This is a genomic window from Chloracidobacterium sp. D (assembly GCF_018304685.1).
Classification (GTDB): domain Bacteria; phylum Acidobacteriota; class Blastocatellia; order Chloracidobacteriales; family Chloracidobacteriaceae; genus Chloracidobacterium; species Chloracidobacterium thermophilum.
In genome coordinates this window covers 1,453,916-1,470,788 of sequence record NZ_CP072634.1, presented here as the reverse complement: position 1 = coordinate 1,470,788, position 16,873 = coordinate 1,453,916, and the positions used below count along the sequence as shown (strand labels likewise).

Sequence of the window (16,873 nt, the reverse complement as noted above, 5' to 3'; positions counted from 1 at the left end):
CAGCTTCGTCCGGTCAGAAGGGCACCGCATCGTCCTCAGCAGGCTTTTGCGGAGTATCTTTGTCCATTTTGACAGCCGCTTCCGATTCGACCTCACCGGATTCTTCACCACTGCTCCGGCTGCCCATCAGGTGCAGTTCCGTGGCCGTAACTTCAAGCGAGGTCCGCTTGGTCCCCTCGTTGTCCGTCCACTCACGAGCGCTGAGTCGGCCTTCGATATAGACCGGACTGCCTTTTTTGAGATACTTGCTGGCCGTTTCCGCCAGATTGCGCCAGGCTGTGACGCGGAACCAGGTTGTGGTTTCCGTCGGTTCACTGTCCCCCTGCCCTTTTTTACGCTCGCTGGTGGCAACGGAAAAGGTGCAGACAGGAATGCCCTGTGGGGTGTAGCGGATTTCGGGGTCACGTCCGAGGTGGCCGTAAATGATGATTTTGTTGAATGACATGGCGGGCTTCTGTCCTTGTGGTTGGAAGGCTATGGCAGGTGGGCTTTGAAGAAGCGCAGGACGCGGTCCCAGGCGTCATAGGCGGCATCGGGGTGATAGACTTCGGGGCGTGTATCGTTGAAGAACGCATGGTCAGTGCCGGGATAGGTCTCGAAGTCGTAGGTCTTTCCGTATCGGTCGAGTTCCTGCCGCAGGGCCGCCACAGCTTCCGGGGTGACGAAGGCGTCTTTCTCGGCAAAGATGCCCAGCACCGGTGCGGACAGATTGGCGAAGTTGGGTTTGACGTTGGGGTGGATGCCATAGAAGTCCACACAGGCACCGATGTCCGGGTTTTCGCAGGCCGCATAGAGGGCCAACTGGCCGCCCATGCAGAAACCGATGATGCCGACTTTGGGGTGGCCCTGGGTGGAAGGGTGTTCGCGCAGCGCCTGGACGACGGCGCGCAACTGTTCGGCGGTCTGGGCAATGTTGAGCGCCATCATGAGCTTGCCGGCTTCGTCGGGGGAGGTTGTGGATTGCCCCTGATAGAGGTCGGGAGCAAACGCCGTATAGCCAGCTTCGGCCAACCGGTCGGCAACGGATTCGATGTGTGGGACGAGACCCCACCATTCCTGCAGAACGATGACGCCCGGGCCAGGCGCCGTCGGGAGGCTCAGATAGCCCGGTACGCTGAGGTTGTGTGCGGTGAGTGCAGTACGTTGTCCAGCCATGGGAGATTCCTCCGTGTCGGGAATAACCAGCGGAGGGGGCCACGCGGTGGCATCCGGCCGGAGGCTTTCCGGGTCAGGAAGCGGCCCGGCGGCTCCCCCTGCGCGGGGTTCAGTCGGTGATTTGGGCTTTCTGAAGCCGTCCACTGAAGTCAACGTAGAGCGTTTTCCACTCCGAGAAAATCTCTAATGCCTGCAAGCCGCCTTCCCGGTGGCCGTTGCCGGTGCCCTTGACGCCGCCGAACGGCAGGTGCACTTCCGCGCCGATGGTTGGAGCGTTGACGTAGCAGATGCCGGTTTCGAGATCGCGCATGGCATGGAAGGCACGGTTGATGTCGCTGGTGTAGATCGAGGCTGAGAGGCCATAACCGACGCCGTTGGCAATGGCAAGGGCCTCTTCAAAGTCCTGGCAGGGGATAATGGCTGTCACGGGGCCGAAGATTTCTTCCTGAGCGATGACGGCCTGCGGGGCCACGTCGCCGAAGACGGTCGGGGCGATGAAGTAGCCGTGGGCCAGGTCGCCTTCGGTGAGGCGCTTTCCGCCGCAGAGCAGTTTGGCTTTGTCCTGGGTTTGCCCGATGTCAATGTAGTGGAGCACCCGTTCGAGCTGGTCCTGGTTGATCACAGGGCCGACTTCATTGGCGGGGTCGAGACCCGGCCCGACGCGCAGCGCCTGAGTACGCTCGACGAGCATCTGGGTGAACTTTTTGATGACTTTCTTGTGAACGATAAGGCGTGAGGCCGCCGTGCAGCGCTGGCCTGTCGTTCCGAAAGCACCCCAGACCGCGCCTTCGACGGCGAGTTCGAGGTTGGCGTCGTCCATGACGATGAGGGCGTTTTTCCCGCCCATTTCAAGGCTGCACTTCTTGCCCTTGTCGGCGGCCTGGGTGGCGATGAGCCGCCCCACCTGGGTTGAGCCGGTAAAGGACACGAGACGGATGGTCGGGTGGGTGACGAGCGGTGCGCCGGCGGTTTCCCCGTAGCCGGTCACGAGGTTGACAACGCCCGGCGGCAGCCCGGCTTCTTCAAAGGCTTTGACGAAGCGGTACACCGAAAGCGGCGTATCCTCGGCGGGTTTGATGACCACGGTGTTGCCACACAGGATTGCCGGCAGAATTTTCCACGAGGGGATGGCGATGGGGAAATTCCACGGGGTGATGAGTCCGCAGACGCCAATGGCATCCCGAACCGTCATGGCAAACTTGTTGGCCAGTTCGGAGGTCGTCGTCTGCCCATAGAGCCGCCGTCCTTCACCGGCGACGAAATAGGCCATGTCTATGGCTTCCTGGGTGTCGCCACGGGTTTCCTTGAGCACCTTGCCCATTTCGCGGGTCATGTCGCGGGAGATGGCTTCCTTGTCCCGGATGAGAATTTCGCCCACCCGGAAAATGTACTCAGCACGTTTGGGCGGAGGAACAAGCCGCCAGCGGGGATAGGCTTCAGCGGCAGCGGCGACGGCGGCGTCAATGTCCTCCGCCGTTGAGTGGGGGAAGTAGCCGACGATGTCGCGGGTGTCGGCCGGGTTGTGGTTGGCAAAGACTTCGCCGTTTTTGGAAGGCACCCAGGCGCCCTGGATGTAGTTGGCATAGGTGGGGGGAGCGGTGGCTTTTTTTCTGGCATTGGTGGCGGTTTTCTTGGCCGGTGTGGACATAGGGATGCCTCGCTGAAAGGACTTGGGACTACGGTATCCTGGCTGCTGTGGGTTTACTGATGGTGTGGCAGCCCGTGCAAGCAAATTTTTCATCGAGCCATTTTTGTGGATGGGTGGGCGTAAGACGGTGGTTGACGGCTGCGCCCTGGTGGGGATCGTGACAACTCAGGCACTGCCCGCGCCGTTCGCGTACCGGCAGTTCCGGTTTCTGGCGTGATACGTCGCAGGCGGCAGCGACCGGGCGCGGCCGTTTCCCCCGACTGGAAAGGTAGGCCAGTCCGGCCACAACCAGCGTGACAACCACGACGAAGAGCAGGTCATGTCGTCGGAAACGAAAAGCCATTGCCCGCCACCTCACGGCAGGAATTGGGCGGTATCTTGACAGAAACCGGCCTGAGGGGGTGGTTCTCCCAGGAGCCAACCGCTAGGGTAGTGTGGCCGGCAGGGAGCGACAAGTCCTCTTCCGGCTGCCTGTTCGTGGGCTGCAGGGGCCGGTTCCGTGAGCGGACCCACGCAGGGGCCGCTCACGGAGCGATGGAGGAAGCTGGACGCCAAGCCACGCCGGAACCGGGTCAGTTGCGATCCCGTGGAACGACCAGGAACAGGTTGGTGCCGCCCCGGAAGATGCGCAACAGCACCTCGCCCTGGCTCTGGCGCACGGCCGCGTCAAAGGCGGCGACACTGGAGACGGGCTGCTGGTTGACCTGGAGGATGATGTCATCGCGCTGCAGACCGGCTTCGGCCGCCGCGCTGCCCGGCTGGACGGCCCGCACAAGAACCCCGCTCTTGAGGTTGAGACGGCTGCGGACCGCCGGGGACAACTCGCCGACGGTCACGCCCGGCAGGGCGCTTCCGGCCGGAGCATTGGGACGGTCATCCTCACCACCTCCCGGCAGAGCACCCAGGGGTTGGTCTTCGGGAAGTTCATCGAGCTTGGCGGTGATGTCACGTGGCGTCTTGTTGCGGAGAATCCTGAGCTGGACGGTCGTGCCGGGAGGGGTTTGGGCCACGGTCAGCCGCAGGGTGCGCAGGTCGCGGACGGGTTGCCCGTTGAATTCCAGAATCACGTCGCCCGGCTGAAGTCCGGCCCGGCTGGCCGGGCTGTCGGCTGCGACATCGGTAATAACCACGCCCCGGTTGCCGGTGACACCGAACTGTTTGGCGAGGGCCTCATTGAGGTCCTGCAGGGTGACGCCCAAGTAGCCGCGTACGACGCGCCCCTTGCTGATGAGCTGCTCCATGACCAGCCGTGCCATGTTGATGGGGACAGCAAAGCCGATGCCCTGGTTGCCCTGGGCACCACGGGCAATGATGGCCGTGTTGATGCCGATGAGCTTGCCCTGAAGATTGACAAGTGCACCGCCGGAGTTGCCGGGGTTGATGGCGGCGTCGGTCTGGATGAAGTCTTCGTAGGTTTCAATGCCAAGGTTGCCCCGGCCCAGGGCGCTGACGATGCCGAAGGTCACCGTCTGACCGAGGTCGAAGGGATTGCCGATGGCCAGGACAAAATCACCGACTTCGAGCTGGTTGGAATCGCCAAGCGGGATGGCCGGCAGGTTCTTTTCATCCACTTTGAGAACGGCAATGTCGGTTTTGGGGTCGGTGCCGACGAGTTTGGCCTTGAGGCTGCGTCCGTCGGCAAACGTCACCTTGATGTCGCTGGCGCCGTCCACGACGTGGTGGTTGGTGAGCAGGTAGCCGTCGGGGCTGACGACGACGCCGGAGCCAAGGCTGTTGGCCTGGCGCGGCTGGGGCAGCGGGCCGAAGATGTCGGGAAAGAAGGGCAGTCCCAGGCCGGGGTCGAGTTGTCCGCGGGTGGCTTTGGTTGTCGAGATATTGACGACGGCAGGGAGGGTCGCCTTGACGACGGAGGAAAGTCCGGTGACGGGCAGGGTTTCAGTTGCGGCCGGGCGGTCGGCGGCTGGCGTGGGCGGTGGTGGGGCGCTGGCGGTGGTGGCTGGAGTGAGCCAGCGGGCAGCCACCGTCCCGCCGATGCCGCCAAGCAGGGCCGTTAGGGTGAGGAGGCTGACGGCGAGCCAGGTTTTGAGGTGGAGGGTATGGGTGGTCAGGGTGCGTGCGAGTTGGCTTGGTACAATCGTCTGATAATGCGTCATAAGGGATATGTCTCCTTCGTCTGTCCGGCATCTTTCCGGTCTGCCCGGCAAGGCATCACCTGACGGCAGGGTTTGGTCATTGAAACCCTGGTCGGGACTGGGTTTGCCGGGCGCGGTACGGGTCGAGCATCGCTTTGTCGAAACGACATGTGGTTAGAAAAGTTCCGCCCTGCCAGCCACTCCGCTGGGGCTTCCCGGCTGGTGGTGGGTTTCCCCAAACGGGAGCGCCTCGCCGGTCGGGGCGTCAAAGACCCGCTGGAAAAGCTTATCCACGTGGCGGAGTTGCCAGGCAAGGTCACACTGCTGACGGAGTTCATCTGGTGTGAGTCTTTGCTGAAGTTCGGCGTCCTGGCTGGCCAGGGTGAGGAAGTCGCGGCCTTCGTCCCAGGCCTGGAGCGCCAGGCGCTGCACGAGGGCATAGGCGGCTTCCCGTGTCAGTCCACGCTGAACGAGCGCCAGCAGGAGGCTGCCGGAGAAGGTGACGCCGCCCAGACTGTCGAGGTTGGCGCGCATGCGCTCGGCGTCCACGACGAGATGGGTGATGAGTTCGGTGCTTTTGGCCAGCATGTAGTCGGCCAGGATACAGCTATCCGGCAGGATGATGCGCTCGACGCTGGAGTGTGAAATGTCACGCTCGTGCCAGAGGGCGATGTTTTCGAGGGCGGCCTGGGCGTTGGCGCGGAGCACACGCGCCAGCCCGCAGAGTTGCTCGGAGACGATGGGGTTGCGCTTGTGGGGCATAGCCGAGGAGCCTTTCTGGCCGGCCCCGAAGGCTTCACGGACTTCACGGACTTCCGTCCGTTGCAGGTGGCGGATTTCGAGGGCGATCTTCTCCAGTCCGGCGCCAATCAGGGCCAGCGTCAGCAGGAGTTCGGCGTGGCGGTCGCGCTGGATGACCTGGGTGCTGATTGGGTCCGGGCGCAGGCCGAGGCGGGCGCAGACGCGGGCTTCCACTTCCGGGTCAAGGTGGGCAAAGGTGCCGACGGCACCGGAGAGTTTGCCGACGGCGACGGTGTGGCGCGCCTGCTGAAGCCGGCGGCGGTTGCGCTGGAGGTCAGCGTAGTACAGCGCCAGGACAAGGCCGAAGGTCGTTGGCTCGGCATGGACGCCGTGGGTGCGTCCGATCATGACGGTGTGCTTGTGTTCGCAGGCGCGCACCCGGAGGGCTTCGGCGAGGGCGTCGAGGCGGCGCAGGAGCAGGTCGCAGGCGTCGCGCATGAGGATGGCGTTGGCGGTATCCACGACATCCGATGAGGTGAGTCCGAAGTGGAGGTAGCGGGCGGCGGGGCCGATCTGTTCGGCGACCGCCGTGGTGAAGGCAATGACATCGTGGCGTGTGGTCTGCTCGATTTCGGCAATGCGCGCAACGGTAAAGTGTGCCCTGGCGCGAATGTCGGCGGCGGCTTCGGCCGGGATGAGACCCAGCTCGGCCTGGACTTCACACACGGCGAGTTCAACGTCCAGCCAGGTGGCAAAGCGCCGTTCGTCGCTCCACAGGGCGGTCATTTCGGGCAGGGCATAACGTGGGATCATGGGTGGTGTGTGGTATCCGGGACAGGGGCAAGGCGGCTGAGGCGTTCCCGGAGGGCCTCCGGGAGCGGTTGGGCCGTGCGGGTTTTCGGATTGGCGTTGACGTAGATGAGTTCTCCGTCGGTCAGGTGGGTGTCCTGGCGGTAGATGGCGAGCGCATAGGTCATGCTGGAGCGTCCCAACCGGGCGCAACGGACGCAGATTTCGAGAAGGTCATCAAAATACGCCGGGGCATGATAGGTGACGGTGGCCCGGATGAGGAAGAGGTCGCTGTCGGGCGTGGTGAAATCGCCGGGGTAGTGGAGTCCGGCGGCGCGCCAGTATTCGGTGACGCCGACATCAAAATAGGTCAGGTAGTGGCCGTTGAAGACGATGCCTTGGGCGTCCACTTCGGCCCAGCGGACGCGCAGGGGATAGGCAAAGGCAAAATCGGAGCGGGGCATAGCCGTTGTACAGAGGGTGCGTGGACTTGGGGGTGGAAACCCTACAGGGGACACCAGTGGGGGAGGCCGGCAGCCGGCGCCACGGTCACGACCGTCTCCCAGGTGCGGTGCGGGTAGTGCGCATCAAGCGCCTGGAGGGCGGCCAGGCGGGCCAGTGCCGGGTGATTGTTGTGCTGGCTCAGGTGGGCCAGGACGATGTGGGCGGCCGCACCGTCAAAATCTTCCCGCAGGAAGCGGGCCATATCCTCGTTGGAGAGGTGGCCGACGCGGCTGCTGATGCGCTGTTTGAGTTCCCAGGGGTAGGGGCCGGCCCGGAGCATGTCGCGGTCGTGGTTGGCTTCGAGGACAAGGGCCTGGCAGCCTGTCAGGTGATGGGCGACGTGGGGGGGAATGTAGCCCAGGTCGGTGACGACGGCGAGTTTGACCCCGGCGGCCGTGGCGGTGAAGATGAACGGCTCGGCGGCGTCGTGGGGGACGGCGATCGGGGTCAGGGTGAGGTCGCCGATGACCACGGGTTGCCCGGCCGCGAGGGGGTCAGCCCAGGGAATGGAGGCCATGTCCCGGTCCTTGAACCGCAGTTGCCGGCGGGTGGCCGGGGCGATGAACACCGGCCGGGCGAGTTGGCGGGAGAGGACGGAAAGGCCGCCGACGTGGTCGCTGTGTTCGTGGGTGATGAAGATGGCCGCCAGGCGGGTCGGGTCAAAGCCGATGTCGGTCATCCGGCGCACGAGGGTGCGGGCAGACAGTCCGGCGTCAATGAGGACGGCGGTCTGGGCGGTCTCGATGAGGGTGGCGTTACCGGTGCTGCCGCTGGCCAGGAGGGTGAATCGCATGTGGCTCCGGGTGATGTTTTTGGTGTTGCGTGGACATTGCCGGCCCTTTCAAGAAATCACTTGAACGGTTGAACGTGAAACATGGCGTGGGACGTACAGGCTGGCGGGGTGAAGCCGGTAACGTCCCAGGTCGCCGAGGGCCAGTCCGGAAAAGACTTTTCCGGCGAAGAGTTCCCGGGCCAGAAGCTGGAGTTGGGAACGGGTGACACTGTTGATTTCCTGCTCCAGGTCTTCTTGGCTAAAGATTTGCCCGAAGGTGATTTCCTGGTATCCATTCTGATTGGCGCGGACACTGCTTGTGTCGTGTCCGAGGTGGAGGCTGGTCAGGTGCTGGGCTTTGGCAAGCTCAACTTCGTCGTCCGTGAACTGTCCGCTGGCGACGGCGGCGACTTCCGTGAGAATGGCGCGGACGGTCCGCTTGAGGTTGCGTGGGGCCACGGCAGCATAGATAAGGAAGACACCGGCATCGCTGTAGGCCATGGCATCGGCATAGATGTTGTAGGCCAGTCCGGCTTCCTCCCGGACGCGCAGGAACAGGCGCGAACTGAGGCCGCCGCCCAGGAGGGTTGCCAGCAGGGTGGAAGCCGTCCGGTCGGGCGACAGGAGGGAGGGGGCGGCGAGGCCGAGGAGCAGGTGAACCTGCTCGGTGTCGCGGTGCTCGTTGAGGCAGAACGTCGGCGCGCCGACATAAGGTTCAAGTAGTTGATACTGTTCAAGTTGCGCTGGATCAGGCGGTGTTGTTCCGGCAAAGCCGGTGTGGCAGTGCTCCAGAACCAGTGCGGGGTCAACGTGGCCGGCCACGGAGATGACAAGGTGCCGGGGGTGGTAAGCCAGATGGTGAAAGTGCCGGAGGTCTTCGGGAGTCAAGCGACGCAGGGTACGCGGGGTGCCTTCAATCGGACGTCCCAGGGCGTGCTGTGGGAAGAAGTTGGCCAGAAAGTGCTCAAAGGCCAGCTCTTCGGGGTTGTCGGCAATCATTTTGATTTCTTCGAGGATGACACTGCGCTCGCGGGCGAACTCTGTTTCGTCAAAACGCGGCGCGCCCAGCAGGTCCAGGAGCAGGTCTAGGGCCTGGGGCAGGTACAGGTCGAGCGTCTGGATGTAATAGTTGACGCCTTCCATCATGGTGGCGGCTTCGACCTGTCCGCCGAGCCGGTCGCTTTCGACGGCAATCTGGCGGGTGGTGCGGCGCCGGGTGCCTTTGAACAGCATGTGCTCGACGAAGTGGCTGATACCGTTGTAAGCCGCCGGCTCATGGCGGGCGCCAATCCGGCTCCACGCCGACACGGCCACGGAACGTATGTGTGCCATGGGTTCGACGATGACCGTCAGCCCGTTGGGGAGGCGGGTCCGCTGCCATCCGCGCCGCCGGGTGCGGTGCCGGCGCGGATGGGTAAGGTGGGCCGGAACGTAAGGTTGTGGTTGGTGGGGGGTCGTCTCTGGAGTGGGGGCGGGTGGAATGGATTTCTTCACGGCTGCCTTGTGCTGTCCCGTGCGGAGGATGTGGTTGCCCGCGCCGGGAGGCGCGGGGTTTAGAGCGTAAAGGTGTTGGGCTTGGTCAGGGTCAGGCGGATGATCGTCCCGGATGGCAGGCGGATGTCGTTGCCACGGGTGAGCAGGACGCCGCCCAGGGCCCCGCCGCCCAGGGTTCCGGCTGCCGCCGCGCCGCTGCCGCCGGACAGGACGATGATGCCAGAGCCAATGCTGCCCAACCAGCCGCCATTGATGGCATTCCGGACGGTGCGCCGTCCGCTGTGGCCGCCGGAGACCGTTCCGCTCTGGTCGGCGCGCAGGCGGGCTTCGTTGCCCACGTCGTCAATGGAAACCACGACGGCAGCCAACGGCTGGTTGCCCAAATCGGTGATGACCGTATCAAAAACCATCTGAAGGCGGGCGGCCCGCTGGGGCATCCTGGCCGGGTTGACCGCAGCAATCGTGCCACGCACTTCCGTGCCACGTGGGAGCACAAGCATGCCGTCAGCAAGGCGTACTGACTCGCGGAGTTGGGCGATGACTTCATCACCGGGCGCATTGATGCGGGTGTGAACCGGGGTCAGGAGTTCGAGAGTGAGGGCCGTGCCGGCCGGAAGCGTCACGCGGTTGCTTGAAGTGGGGGCATGGGTGCGCGGCCGGGTGGGGGGATCGTTGGGTGATTGCGCCGTAGCCGGTGCACTGCCAAGGGAGAGTCCAAGGGCTAAACTTCCCATCAGGGCATACACCAGACAGCACCGACGGGCGTCGTGAAGGCAACGGGTGATGTACGACATAGGCGATCCTCCAAGGGGGCGCCATCGGGCGGATGGCGCGGGGTCAGGCGTGACGTAGAAAGTCCCGCAGAGCACCCAGCTTGAGCTGGAAAAGTTCCTGCTCTTCCGGGGGGCAGAACAGCATGAGGTCGGCGACAAAGGCTTCGTAAAACGTATCCGGGTTGAACGCCTTGAGAACCCGCGCACGTTCCGCATGGCGAATGTCCTCCAGCGCCGCCAGCAGCATTTCGTTGAGGGGGCGCTGGCGCTGGCTGGCTTGATTATAGGCCCAGCCAGCCACAATTTCAGCCACCCGCTCACGGGGGAGGGCAAAGGGCGGCTCGGTACGAAGCAGCAGGGAGAGGGAGTCACTGACGACGAGCGGGGCTTTCTGGTCGTCGAGATAGGCCAGAAAGTCATCAATGGCGGCGTCCACTTCGGCGTTGCCGGTGGGCTTGACGGGGTTGGGAGTACGTGTGGCGGTTCGCTTTTGGGGCGGTGGTGCTGGCGGCGGCGGTGTCGGGGGTGTAGGGGGCAGGGGCGCCATCGGGTAGGCCCCAGTGGTTCGGACCATGTGAGGGGTGGCCGTGAAACAGCCGGTCGTGCGCTGGAGGCGTATCTGAAGCGCCTGCTGGCGGAGATGCTCAAAGCTCTGGACGATATGCCGGAAGGCTTCTTCCACCTCACGGCGCAGGGGGATGGGCGCGGTGAGGAAGCGGTCGGGGTGGAACTGGTCGGCCAGGCGCAGGTAGGCCACGTTGATGTCTTCCAAGGTCGCGCCGACGGAAACGTTGAGGATCAGGTGCGGGTTATTGAGACGGATGCGCGTCCAGAGTTCATCGAGCCGTGACCGGAAAGCGGCGTGGTCCGGGCTGTAGGCTGGCTGGGTCTGAGACGCTGTCGTGAGCGTGGCCAGCGGGATGACCGGCCGGAGCGCCGCCGGCAGTTCAAATTTGCCGGTATCGCGCGACAGCGTCGGCGGCTCGGTTTGTTCGAGAATGCCGGCGGAAATGAGTCCGAAAATGGCTTTGAGGGTGGCAGCCGGTGGGGCGTTGACCACTACGAGGATGTGGAGCAGGTCAAGGGGCTGGGTGATGAGTTCCAGAAGTTGGCGCTCGAAGGGTTTGAGCGTCACGGTTTGCAGGCGGAGCAGCGGCGAGGAAGAAGGGGCGATGAAGCGGTTGAGGTCGCCGAGGCCGCGCCGGATGATGCCGAAGTCCTCAAGGCGGCGGACGCCTTCCAGGATGATGCTGGCGGTGGTGAGTTTGAGTTTGAGTTCTTCAGCGACCCGGTGTTCACCGGGGATGAATTCAAAGTTGCCGGTCGTCCAGTTGAAGACGGAGTAGATGATGTCAAGGATTTGAAAGGTGATGTTGGTGATGAGGTCGCGTTCGGACATCAATCCGGCTTCAACCAGGGCCTGTCCGAAGCGTTTGCCTTCGTGGGCCTGGGCAAGGATGCGGTCGAAGTCGGCCTGGGTGATGAGCCCCTGCCGCAGGAGTGAGGCGCCGATGCGGTCGGCCGGCTGGTTGCTGGCCGCAAAGACGATGTTGCCGGTTTCAAAGTAAATCTGTTTTTGCTCGTCTCCCCGGGACAGGAGCAGTTCGCCGGTGAAGCGTTCGCTGTAGGCCCGGCGCAGCAGGTCGGGCACGCCGACGGTGGTCAGCAGTCCAGTCGTGGGCGGCGAGGGCGCGGCGGGGGCAGGCGGTGTGCCTTCGGCAGGATAGGTTGGTGGCTGGGGCGACTCAGGCATGGCACAGCTTCCTTGGTGGTGCTTGCAGGGGTTCCATTTCGTCAGTGATGGTGTGGTCACATCATACCCGGTTGTTGTAAGGGTGGGCTACCCTCATCCGGTGCAGCGCCGGGCTTGGGACGGTGGGGGCGGTGAAGCCGGGCGAGTTCAAAGAGGTACTGCTGGGCAAGTCCGGCAAAGGGGCCGAACGTGTCGGCAGCAAGGGCAGCCAGTTCGCGGTTAGCCGGAGGCGGAGCGGCTGTCCGTCCGAGGCAGGTGAGGAGGGCCCGGCGGACCCAGACATCAATGGGGAAGGCTTCCCAGCGGTGGAAGCCGAAGAGAAGGATACATTCGGCAACTTTGGGTCCGACGCCGGGGAGCGCCAGGAGGTGGCGGCGGAGTTCAGGGGTGGGGCAGGCGGCGGCCGTTTCCCAGAAGGTCAGGTTGTGGGCGATTTGGGTGGCGAGCTGGTGGAGGGCGTGGTCGCGGTAGCCGACGCGGCAGGTATGGCGCAGGGTGCCGGGGCAGGCGGCGGCCAGGGCCTCCGGGGTGGGGAAGCTGTAGTCAGTGGGGGTGATGGGGTGTCCGAACGTGCGGCTGATAATGCTTATGATCTGGCGGATGCGTGGCAGGTGGTTGTTGCTGGAGATGACGAACGACACCATGACCTCAAACCAAGGTTGGCGCAGGAGGCGTAGTCCGGTCAGGTGGTGCCAGTCTGGGGTGAACCAGACGGCTGCCGGGAAGCTGTCAGCCGGGGATCGCTTCGGGTCATTTGCCGGTTCGTCTGCCGAATCATCTGCCGGGAATGTGGTTTCCGGACGTTGTCCGTGGCTCTGAAGGGCTGTCAGACGCGCGACGACGGCTTGGTGAGCTGCGGTGTAATCCCGGTCGAGATCGAAGTACACCCGGAGTTGCCGCTGCCGGGCCGGGGTGAGCGGGTGGCTGAGAAGTTGAATTCGCCAGTTGCCGGAAGCCGCGTCACTGGAGGCCGGTGGGGTGAGGCGGACCACCATGTCCGCGACGACGCCCTGGTAGGCCGGGCCGGCAGGGTCTTTCGTCCACCGGAAGGCTTGCCCACCACACAGGGTGAGGTCGGGGTTGAAGGGGGCGGGGAGGAGGAGCGTGTCCGTCACCAGTCAGAAGAGCGAGAAATCCGCCGGATCTTCATGGCTTGCGGAACAGGTCGCCGCTGAGCGCTGGCGGCAACTGGATGTCCGTGAACGTCAGGGTGACGGTGCGCCCACCCTGCACGCTCCGAATGATCCGGTGCGGCAGCCACACATCTCCAACCGGCCGGAAGTCCTCGTAGCGTTCCTCGATCTGGAGGGGCTGCCCCAGGTCGGTGGGTAACTGGTAGATACACTTTTGCGGGCGGCGGGTTTCGAGGTCGATGACAACATCGTAGGTATCGCCGTCGCGGTCCGTGACCCGGATGGTCTCCTCCACGCGGCCGTCGGCCAGGTGGCGGGAAAAGCGGACGACCTTGTTTTCCGGGGACAGGAGCTGCTGGTACAAGCCGGCACCGGCCAGCTTGGACTGCATGCGTACCTGTCGGAGAAGTTCCGTCTGGGTGATGCGTTCGACACGCCCGTTGGCGCGCTGCCAGAAGTCCTTTTCGACCCGGAGGTAAACGAGGCCGGTAGGCGTTCCGGGGGAGATTTCAAAGCGGAGCTGTTTGTTACGCGTCCAGAACTGGCGGATGGGCTTGGGGTCGGGGGCGGAGGTCGGGGTGGTCAGGTCCGGCTCAGTGGTGATTTGCGTGCCGTAGAACTGGGCGGCGGTGATGCGTTCGACATTGGCGCGTCCGCCAACGGCGCCAAGCATGGTACTGATGAGGGCACGGGCGCGGACGGGTGAGGGGGCCCCGGTGGGAAGGTCATCGTCGGCGGTGGGCAGCGAGCGAGGGGCTGGCATTTGCTCCATCATTCTGGAGGGTTTGGTTTTTTGAGAAGTGTCTGGTTTGCCAGGGGTGACTGGGGCTTCTTTTTTGGAAGGCTCTTCCCGAAAGGTTTCCTGGGCGGCTTCCGGTTTCTTCGCCGCTTCTTTCGGGGCTTCTTTTTTGGAAGGTTTGGTCTTGGGCGGCGCTGCGGCTGGCACAGGACCGTCGGGGGTGAGTGCGGCAAGGCTGGTGTTTTCGTCCGTGACCTTTGGAGAGGTTGCAGAACGGGTGTCCTTGCCAGGCCTGGTTGGAGGTGCCGGGGCCGTGCGGTTGGGGGCGGTGCTGTCCGGGGTGGACGGCGGACGGTCGTCCTTCCGTTTTTCCTGTGCTACTTCAGGTTTGGTTTCCTTACGCTTGGTATCTTTGGTTTTTTGGGCGTCTCCCTTCCTCCGGGAGTCATTCCTGGTGTCTGGCTGGGGAGTTTTCTGGTCGGAGCCGGGTTCTTTCCGGGCAGTCTGGTTGGGGGTGTCCGGCACCGGTTCCTGTTCTTTGGGAGTCGGGGCCGCTGGCTTGCCTTTGCCGGACGGGGGTTGGTCGGCGGGCTTGGCGGGTTCGCGGCTGGGGCGGGTGGCTGCGACGGCCAGGAATTCCCGGTGAACTTCAAGTGAAAACCGTAAAACTTCTTCTATGTTCCAGAGTAGATTGATTTTGTCACGCTGAGAGAGTTGTGGCTCGCGGTTTTCATCCCGGGGGTCATAGGTGTTGGCCATGGAAAATTGGAGGTCTGGAATGCGCTTCGGGGTGCGTGCCCCGGCCAGAACAAGGAAGACCTCGCTCTGGACATCGCCCCGGATAAAGGCCCGTGAGAAGTTTTCCAGTGGGAAGGTTTGGGTCTCGCTGCCATCGAGCCATTCAAGGGTGAGGGACGTACGGGAAAGCTGGAGGCGGACCGGTTGCGGCCCTTTTTTCTCGGTGTGGAGCAGGAGCGCAAAGTCGAGCGTGCCGTCGGCATCCAGGATGCGCTTGGCGGTGGCGGTGAAGTTGGGGGTGTCGTTGAGCCGGAGGTAGTTCTGGGCCAGGAGGTTGAGCGCCGGCAGGTTGCGTGGGGTGATGTTCAGGACTTCAAGCAGGATATTGACTGACTTGGCGTAATCTTTGCTCAAAAAGGCTTTTTGGGCTTCAAGTACGGTGGTTTCGAGCAGGGCTTCGTCAAGTTCCAGTTCGATGGGCAGAGTCAGGTGTTGGCCGGCTTTGATCTGGATAATCTGGGTAATGGGTTGATGCCAGCGGCTGCGGGCCTGGAGGGTGTAGATACCGGGGGCAAGTTCCCGTTTGGCAAACGTCCCGGTCAGGGAGGCAAGTTCGTTATAGACCGTCACTTCCAGATTGGGGGTGAGGGGGGTGATGGTCAGCGTCCCGACATTGACTTCCGGTTCAAAGACGACTTCCTGGTTGTCGCGGGGGCGGAGGACGACCCGGAGTTGACCGTCTTTGTAGCGGGGGCGGTTACGGGTTTCGATGAGGTGTTCACCGGGTTCAAGATCGTTGATCTGGAGTACGCCGGTTGAGTCAGTGATGCCGTACTGCTTGCCGTCCACAAAGACGGTGGTGCGGTCAAGTTTGGTGATGACGCGGACGGAAGCTTTGGGCAGGTACGGTTCGAGCGCCCGCAGGGTTTTTTCCTGGGCGCCGAGCAGCCGGAGGGATTCGAGGGTCTGCCGGTCAAAGGTGGCCGCGAAATCAATGCCCCGGTCGCGGATTTCGCCAGCCAGGGCCGTATCAGGAAATTCATTCTGGATCAGGCGCTTGATTTGTTCGAGGGAGAGGGGTCTAGTGTCCTGCTGGGCGTACCCGGCAGGCATGAAGGGCAGGATGACCAACAACCAGCACAGGAGGGATTTCAGCATTGGCATGGCACAGGTTCGTCGGTATGAATTCGTCGGTATGGATATGAAAATCACGGGCAGTATGGCGTGGGCGTGTTCCGGAAGGAAGTCCCGTTATGGCGATGGGGTTTCATTGTCACCAGGTGGCGCCTTGAGAATATCGAGTGACTTCTGGATACGACGCTTGAGGTCGCGGGCGGCGTTGTTCTTGGGGTCCTGTTTGAGGATGGCATCGCACTGGGCGAGGGCCTCGTCGTAGCGCCGCTGTTCATAGAGGGACTGGGCACGGCTGAGCGGGGAGGGATCACTGCTCTCCGTGGGGGCAGAGCCCGGCGGTGCCGGGGAAAGGGTGGGCAGTCCGTCAGCCGGCATGGTCAGGCGTGGTCCCGGCTCAACGGCGGTGGGGAGTGGCGGGACGCCAGGAAGGGGGCTGAAGGTGGGTTTGGTGTCAGAGCGGCTGCCGGTCCAGTGACCGGTGCGTTTGCCGTCCTGCCAGGTGCCGAGGAGGTCGCGTCCGGTGGCGGAGACCTGTCCTTCAAAGGTGAGGGTGCGTCCGGTTTCGTCTTTGCGTTCGAGCGTCAGGCGCTGCTGGTCGAGGAGGCGGCCCAGAACGGGAAATGACCGTGGAGGCTTGGTTGGCGCAGGGCCTGGCTCTTCCCAGAGGCCCGAAAGGGTGGTGCCGGTCTGGCCAAGGCTGAGGATAAACTCGCCGGCCTTGCCGGTGGCCGCTTCCTGCCAGGTGCCTTTCCAGTAGCCGTTGAGGTCGAGGTGGAGTGGGAAGGTGACCTGGTGGTCGCTTTCCGGCATGTCAACCGGGCTGGCAAAGGGAAGGTAGCCGGCCCGCTGCAGGGAAAGCTGGTGGGTTCCAACCCGGACGTTTTGGATGGCGAGCACTCCGGTTTGGGGATCAGTTTCTCCGACTTGGATACCGTCGAGTCGGACTGTTGTCTGAGGTTCGGTCTGAATAGTGAGCGTGAACCTGGCGGGGCGCAGGGGCAGGTTAACCTTGGTGGCGAGGAAGCCATACTCGACGGTGATGACCTGCTCGGTATCGAGGTATTCAGGGTGGGTGAGGCGGATGGCATGCTTGCCGGGGGAGACGCCGGTCAGGGAAAAGCGGTTGAGTTGGTTGGTCGTACCGCGTGGTTCGCCGTCGAGATAGACCGTGGCACCGGTGGCGTTGGTCAGGACGATGACAGTGGGCTTGGAGAAGTAGAACAGCGCGGCGCCGGCACTGATGATGACGAGGATGCCACTGAGTCCGTAGAGCCACCGGGTGATGGCCCGGCGGCTGGGCAGCGGGTTTTTTCGGGGTGGCAGGGGGCGCGGTGGCAGCGGGGTCAGAAAGGGTGTTTTAGGCTGGGCTTTCATTGGGTGTTGATGCTGGGTGACTCGTGGCGCGGG

The 16,873-nt window shown here is 63.6% G+C and carries 14 protein-coding genes; all 14 read right to left on the bottom strand.

Translation table 11 applies throughout. The features are described from left to right. Nucleotides 1–13: 13 nt before the first annotated feature. Complete coding sequence (locus J8C01_RS06140) at nt 14–445, bottom strand: single-stranded DNA-binding protein (RefSeq protein ID WP_014099753.1); 432 nt, start codon at nt 443–445, stop codon at nt 14–16. A 29-nt stretch (nt 446–474) separates the two neighbouring features. Beyond that, complete coding sequence (locus J8C01_RS06135) at nt 475–1,155, bottom strand: dienelactone hydrolase family protein (protein ID WP_014099752.1); 681 nt, start codon at nt 1,153–1,155, stop codon at nt 475–477. 109 nt (nt 1,156–1,264) lie between these two features. After that, the gene (locus tag J8C01_RS06130; protein WP_014099751.1) at nt 1,265–2,803 is read right to left on the bottom strand and encodes an aldehyde dehydrogenase family protein; all 1,539 of its coding nucleotides are present in this window, start codon (nt 2,801–2,803) and stop codon (nt 1,265–1,267) included. A gap of 28 nt (nt 2,804–2,831) precedes the next feature. Continuing rightward, the gene (locus J8C01_RS06125; RefSeq protein WP_211431349.1) at nt 2,832–3,146 is read right to left on the bottom strand and encodes a cytochrome c3 family protein; all 315 of its coding nucleotides are present in this window, start codon (nt 3,144–3,146) and stop codon (nt 2,832–2,834) included. A gap of 229 nt (nt 3,147–3,375) precedes the next feature. Beyond that, a complete protein-coding gene (locus tag J8C01_RS06120; protein ID WP_211431348.1) occupies nt 3,376–4,917 on the bottom strand; it encodes a DegQ family serine endoprotease in 1,542 nt (513 codons plus the stop codon). A 153-nt stretch (nt 4,918–5,070) separates the two neighbouring features. Further along, nucleotides 5,071–6,450, bottom strand: a complete 1,380-nt coding sequence (purB, locus tag J8C01_RS06115) for an adenylosuccinate lyase (protein ID WP_211431347.1) — start codon at nt 6,448–6,450, stop codon at nt 5,071–5,073. Continuing rightward, nucleotides 6,447–6,890 carry an acyl-CoA thioesterase gene (locus J8C01_RS06110; protein WP_014099747.1) on the bottom strand — a complete coding sequence of 148 codons (444 nt, stop codon included), beginning with the start codon at nt 6,888–6,890 and terminating at the stop codon, nt 6,447–6,449. Before J8C01_RS06110 ends, purB begins: the two co-directional genes overlap by 4 nt. 41 nt (nt 6,891–6,931) lie before the next feature. Then, nucleotides 6,932–7,723, bottom strand: coding sequence for an MBL fold metallo-hydrolase (locus J8C01_RS06105; protein ID WP_014099746.1), 792 nt, complete (start codon nt 7,721–7,723; stop codon nt 6,932–6,934). 48 nt (nt 7,724–7,771) lie between these two features. Further along, nucleotides 7,772–9,196, bottom strand: a complete 1,425-nt coding sequence (locus tag J8C01_RS06100) for a M16 family metallopeptidase (RefSeq protein ID WP_211431346.1) — start codon at nt 9,194–9,196, stop codon at nt 7,772–7,774. A gap of 59 nt (nt 9,197–9,255) precedes the next feature. Continuing rightward, nucleotides 9,256–9,990 (bottom strand): TraB/TrbI/VirB10 family type IV secretion system protein, encoded by a 735-nt coding sequence (locus tag J8C01_RS06095; RefSeq protein ID WP_211431345.1) that lies wholly within the window; start codon nt 9,988–9,990, stop codon nt 9,256–9,258. Between the two features lie 43 nt (nt 9,991–10,033). Next, nucleotides 10,034–11,722, bottom strand: coding sequence for a DUF4388 domain-containing protein (locus J8C01_RS06090; RefSeq protein ID WP_211431344.1), 1,689 nt, complete (start codon nt 11,720–11,722; stop codon nt 10,034–10,036). Nucleotides 11,723–11,778: 56 nt separating this feature from the next. Further along, the gene (locus tag J8C01_RS06085) at nt 11,779–12,837 is read right to left on the bottom strand and encodes a DNA-3-methyladenine glycosylase family protein (protein WP_211431343.1); all 1,059 of its coding nucleotides are present in this window, start codon (nt 12,835–12,837) and stop codon (nt 11,779–11,781) included. A 31-nt stretch (nt 12,838–12,868) separates the two neighbouring features. Then, a complete protein-coding gene (locus tag J8C01_RS06080) occupies nt 12,869–15,496 on the bottom strand; it encodes a hypothetical protein (protein WP_211431342.1) in 2,628 nt (875 codons plus the stop codon). A gap of 87 nt (nt 15,497–15,583) precedes the next feature. Next, nucleotides 15,584–16,840, bottom strand: a complete 1,257-nt coding sequence (locus J8C01_RS06075; protein ID WP_211431341.1) for a PEGA domain-containing protein — start codon at nt 16,838–16,840, stop codon at nt 15,584–15,586. Between the last annotated feature and the right edge of the window lie 33 nt (nt 16,841–16,873).

Bases quoted from the DNA above. Each gene is read 5' to 3' on its own strand.
- J8C01_RS06140 (WP_014099753.1), bottom strand. From the start codon at position 445: ATGTCATTCAACAAAATCATCATTTACGGCCACCTCGGACGTGACCCC.
- J8C01_RS06075 (WP_211431341.1), bottom strand. From the start codon at position 16,840: ATGAAAGCCCAGCCTAAAACACCCTTTCTGACCCCGCTGCCACCGCGC.
- J8C01_RS06110 (WP_014099747.1), bottom strand. From the start codon at position 6,890: ATGCCCCGCTCCGATTTTGCCTTTGCCTATCCCCTGCGCGTCCGCTGG.
- J8C01_RS06135 (WP_014099752.1), bottom strand. From the start codon at position 1,155: ATGGCTGGACAACGTACTGCACTCACCGCACACAACCTCAGCGTACCG.
- J8C01_RS06105 (WP_014099746.1), bottom strand. From the start codon at position 7,723: ATGCGATTCACCCTCCTGGCCAGCGGCAGCACCGGTAACGCCACCCTC.
- J8C01_RS06095 (WP_211431345.1), bottom strand. From the start codon at position 9,990: ATGTCGTACATCACCCGTTGCCTTCACGACGCCCGTCGGTGCTGTCTG.
- purB (WP_211431347.1), bottom strand. From the start codon at position 6,450: ATGATCCCACGTTATGCCCTGCCCGAAATGACCGCCCTGTGGAGCGAC.
- J8C01_RS06130 (WP_014099751.1), bottom strand. From the start codon at position 2,803: ATGTCCACACCGGCCAAGAAAACCGCCACCAATGCCAGAAAAAAAGCC.
- J8C01_RS06080 (WP_211431342.1), bottom strand. From the start codon at position 15,496: ATGCCAATGCTGAAATCCCTCCTGTGCTGGTTGTTGGTCATCCTGCCC.
- J8C01_RS06120 (WP_211431348.1), bottom strand. From the start codon at position 4,917: ATGACGCATTATCAGACGATTGTACCAAGCCAACTCGCACGCACCCTG.
- J8C01_RS06125 (WP_211431349.1), bottom strand. From the start codon at position 3,146: ATGGCTTTTCGTTTCCGACGACATGACCTGCTCTTCGTCGTGGTTGTC.
- J8C01_RS06090 (WP_211431344.1), bottom strand. From the start codon at position 11,722: ATGCCTGAGTCGCCCCAGCCACCAACCTATCCTGCCGAAGGCACACCG.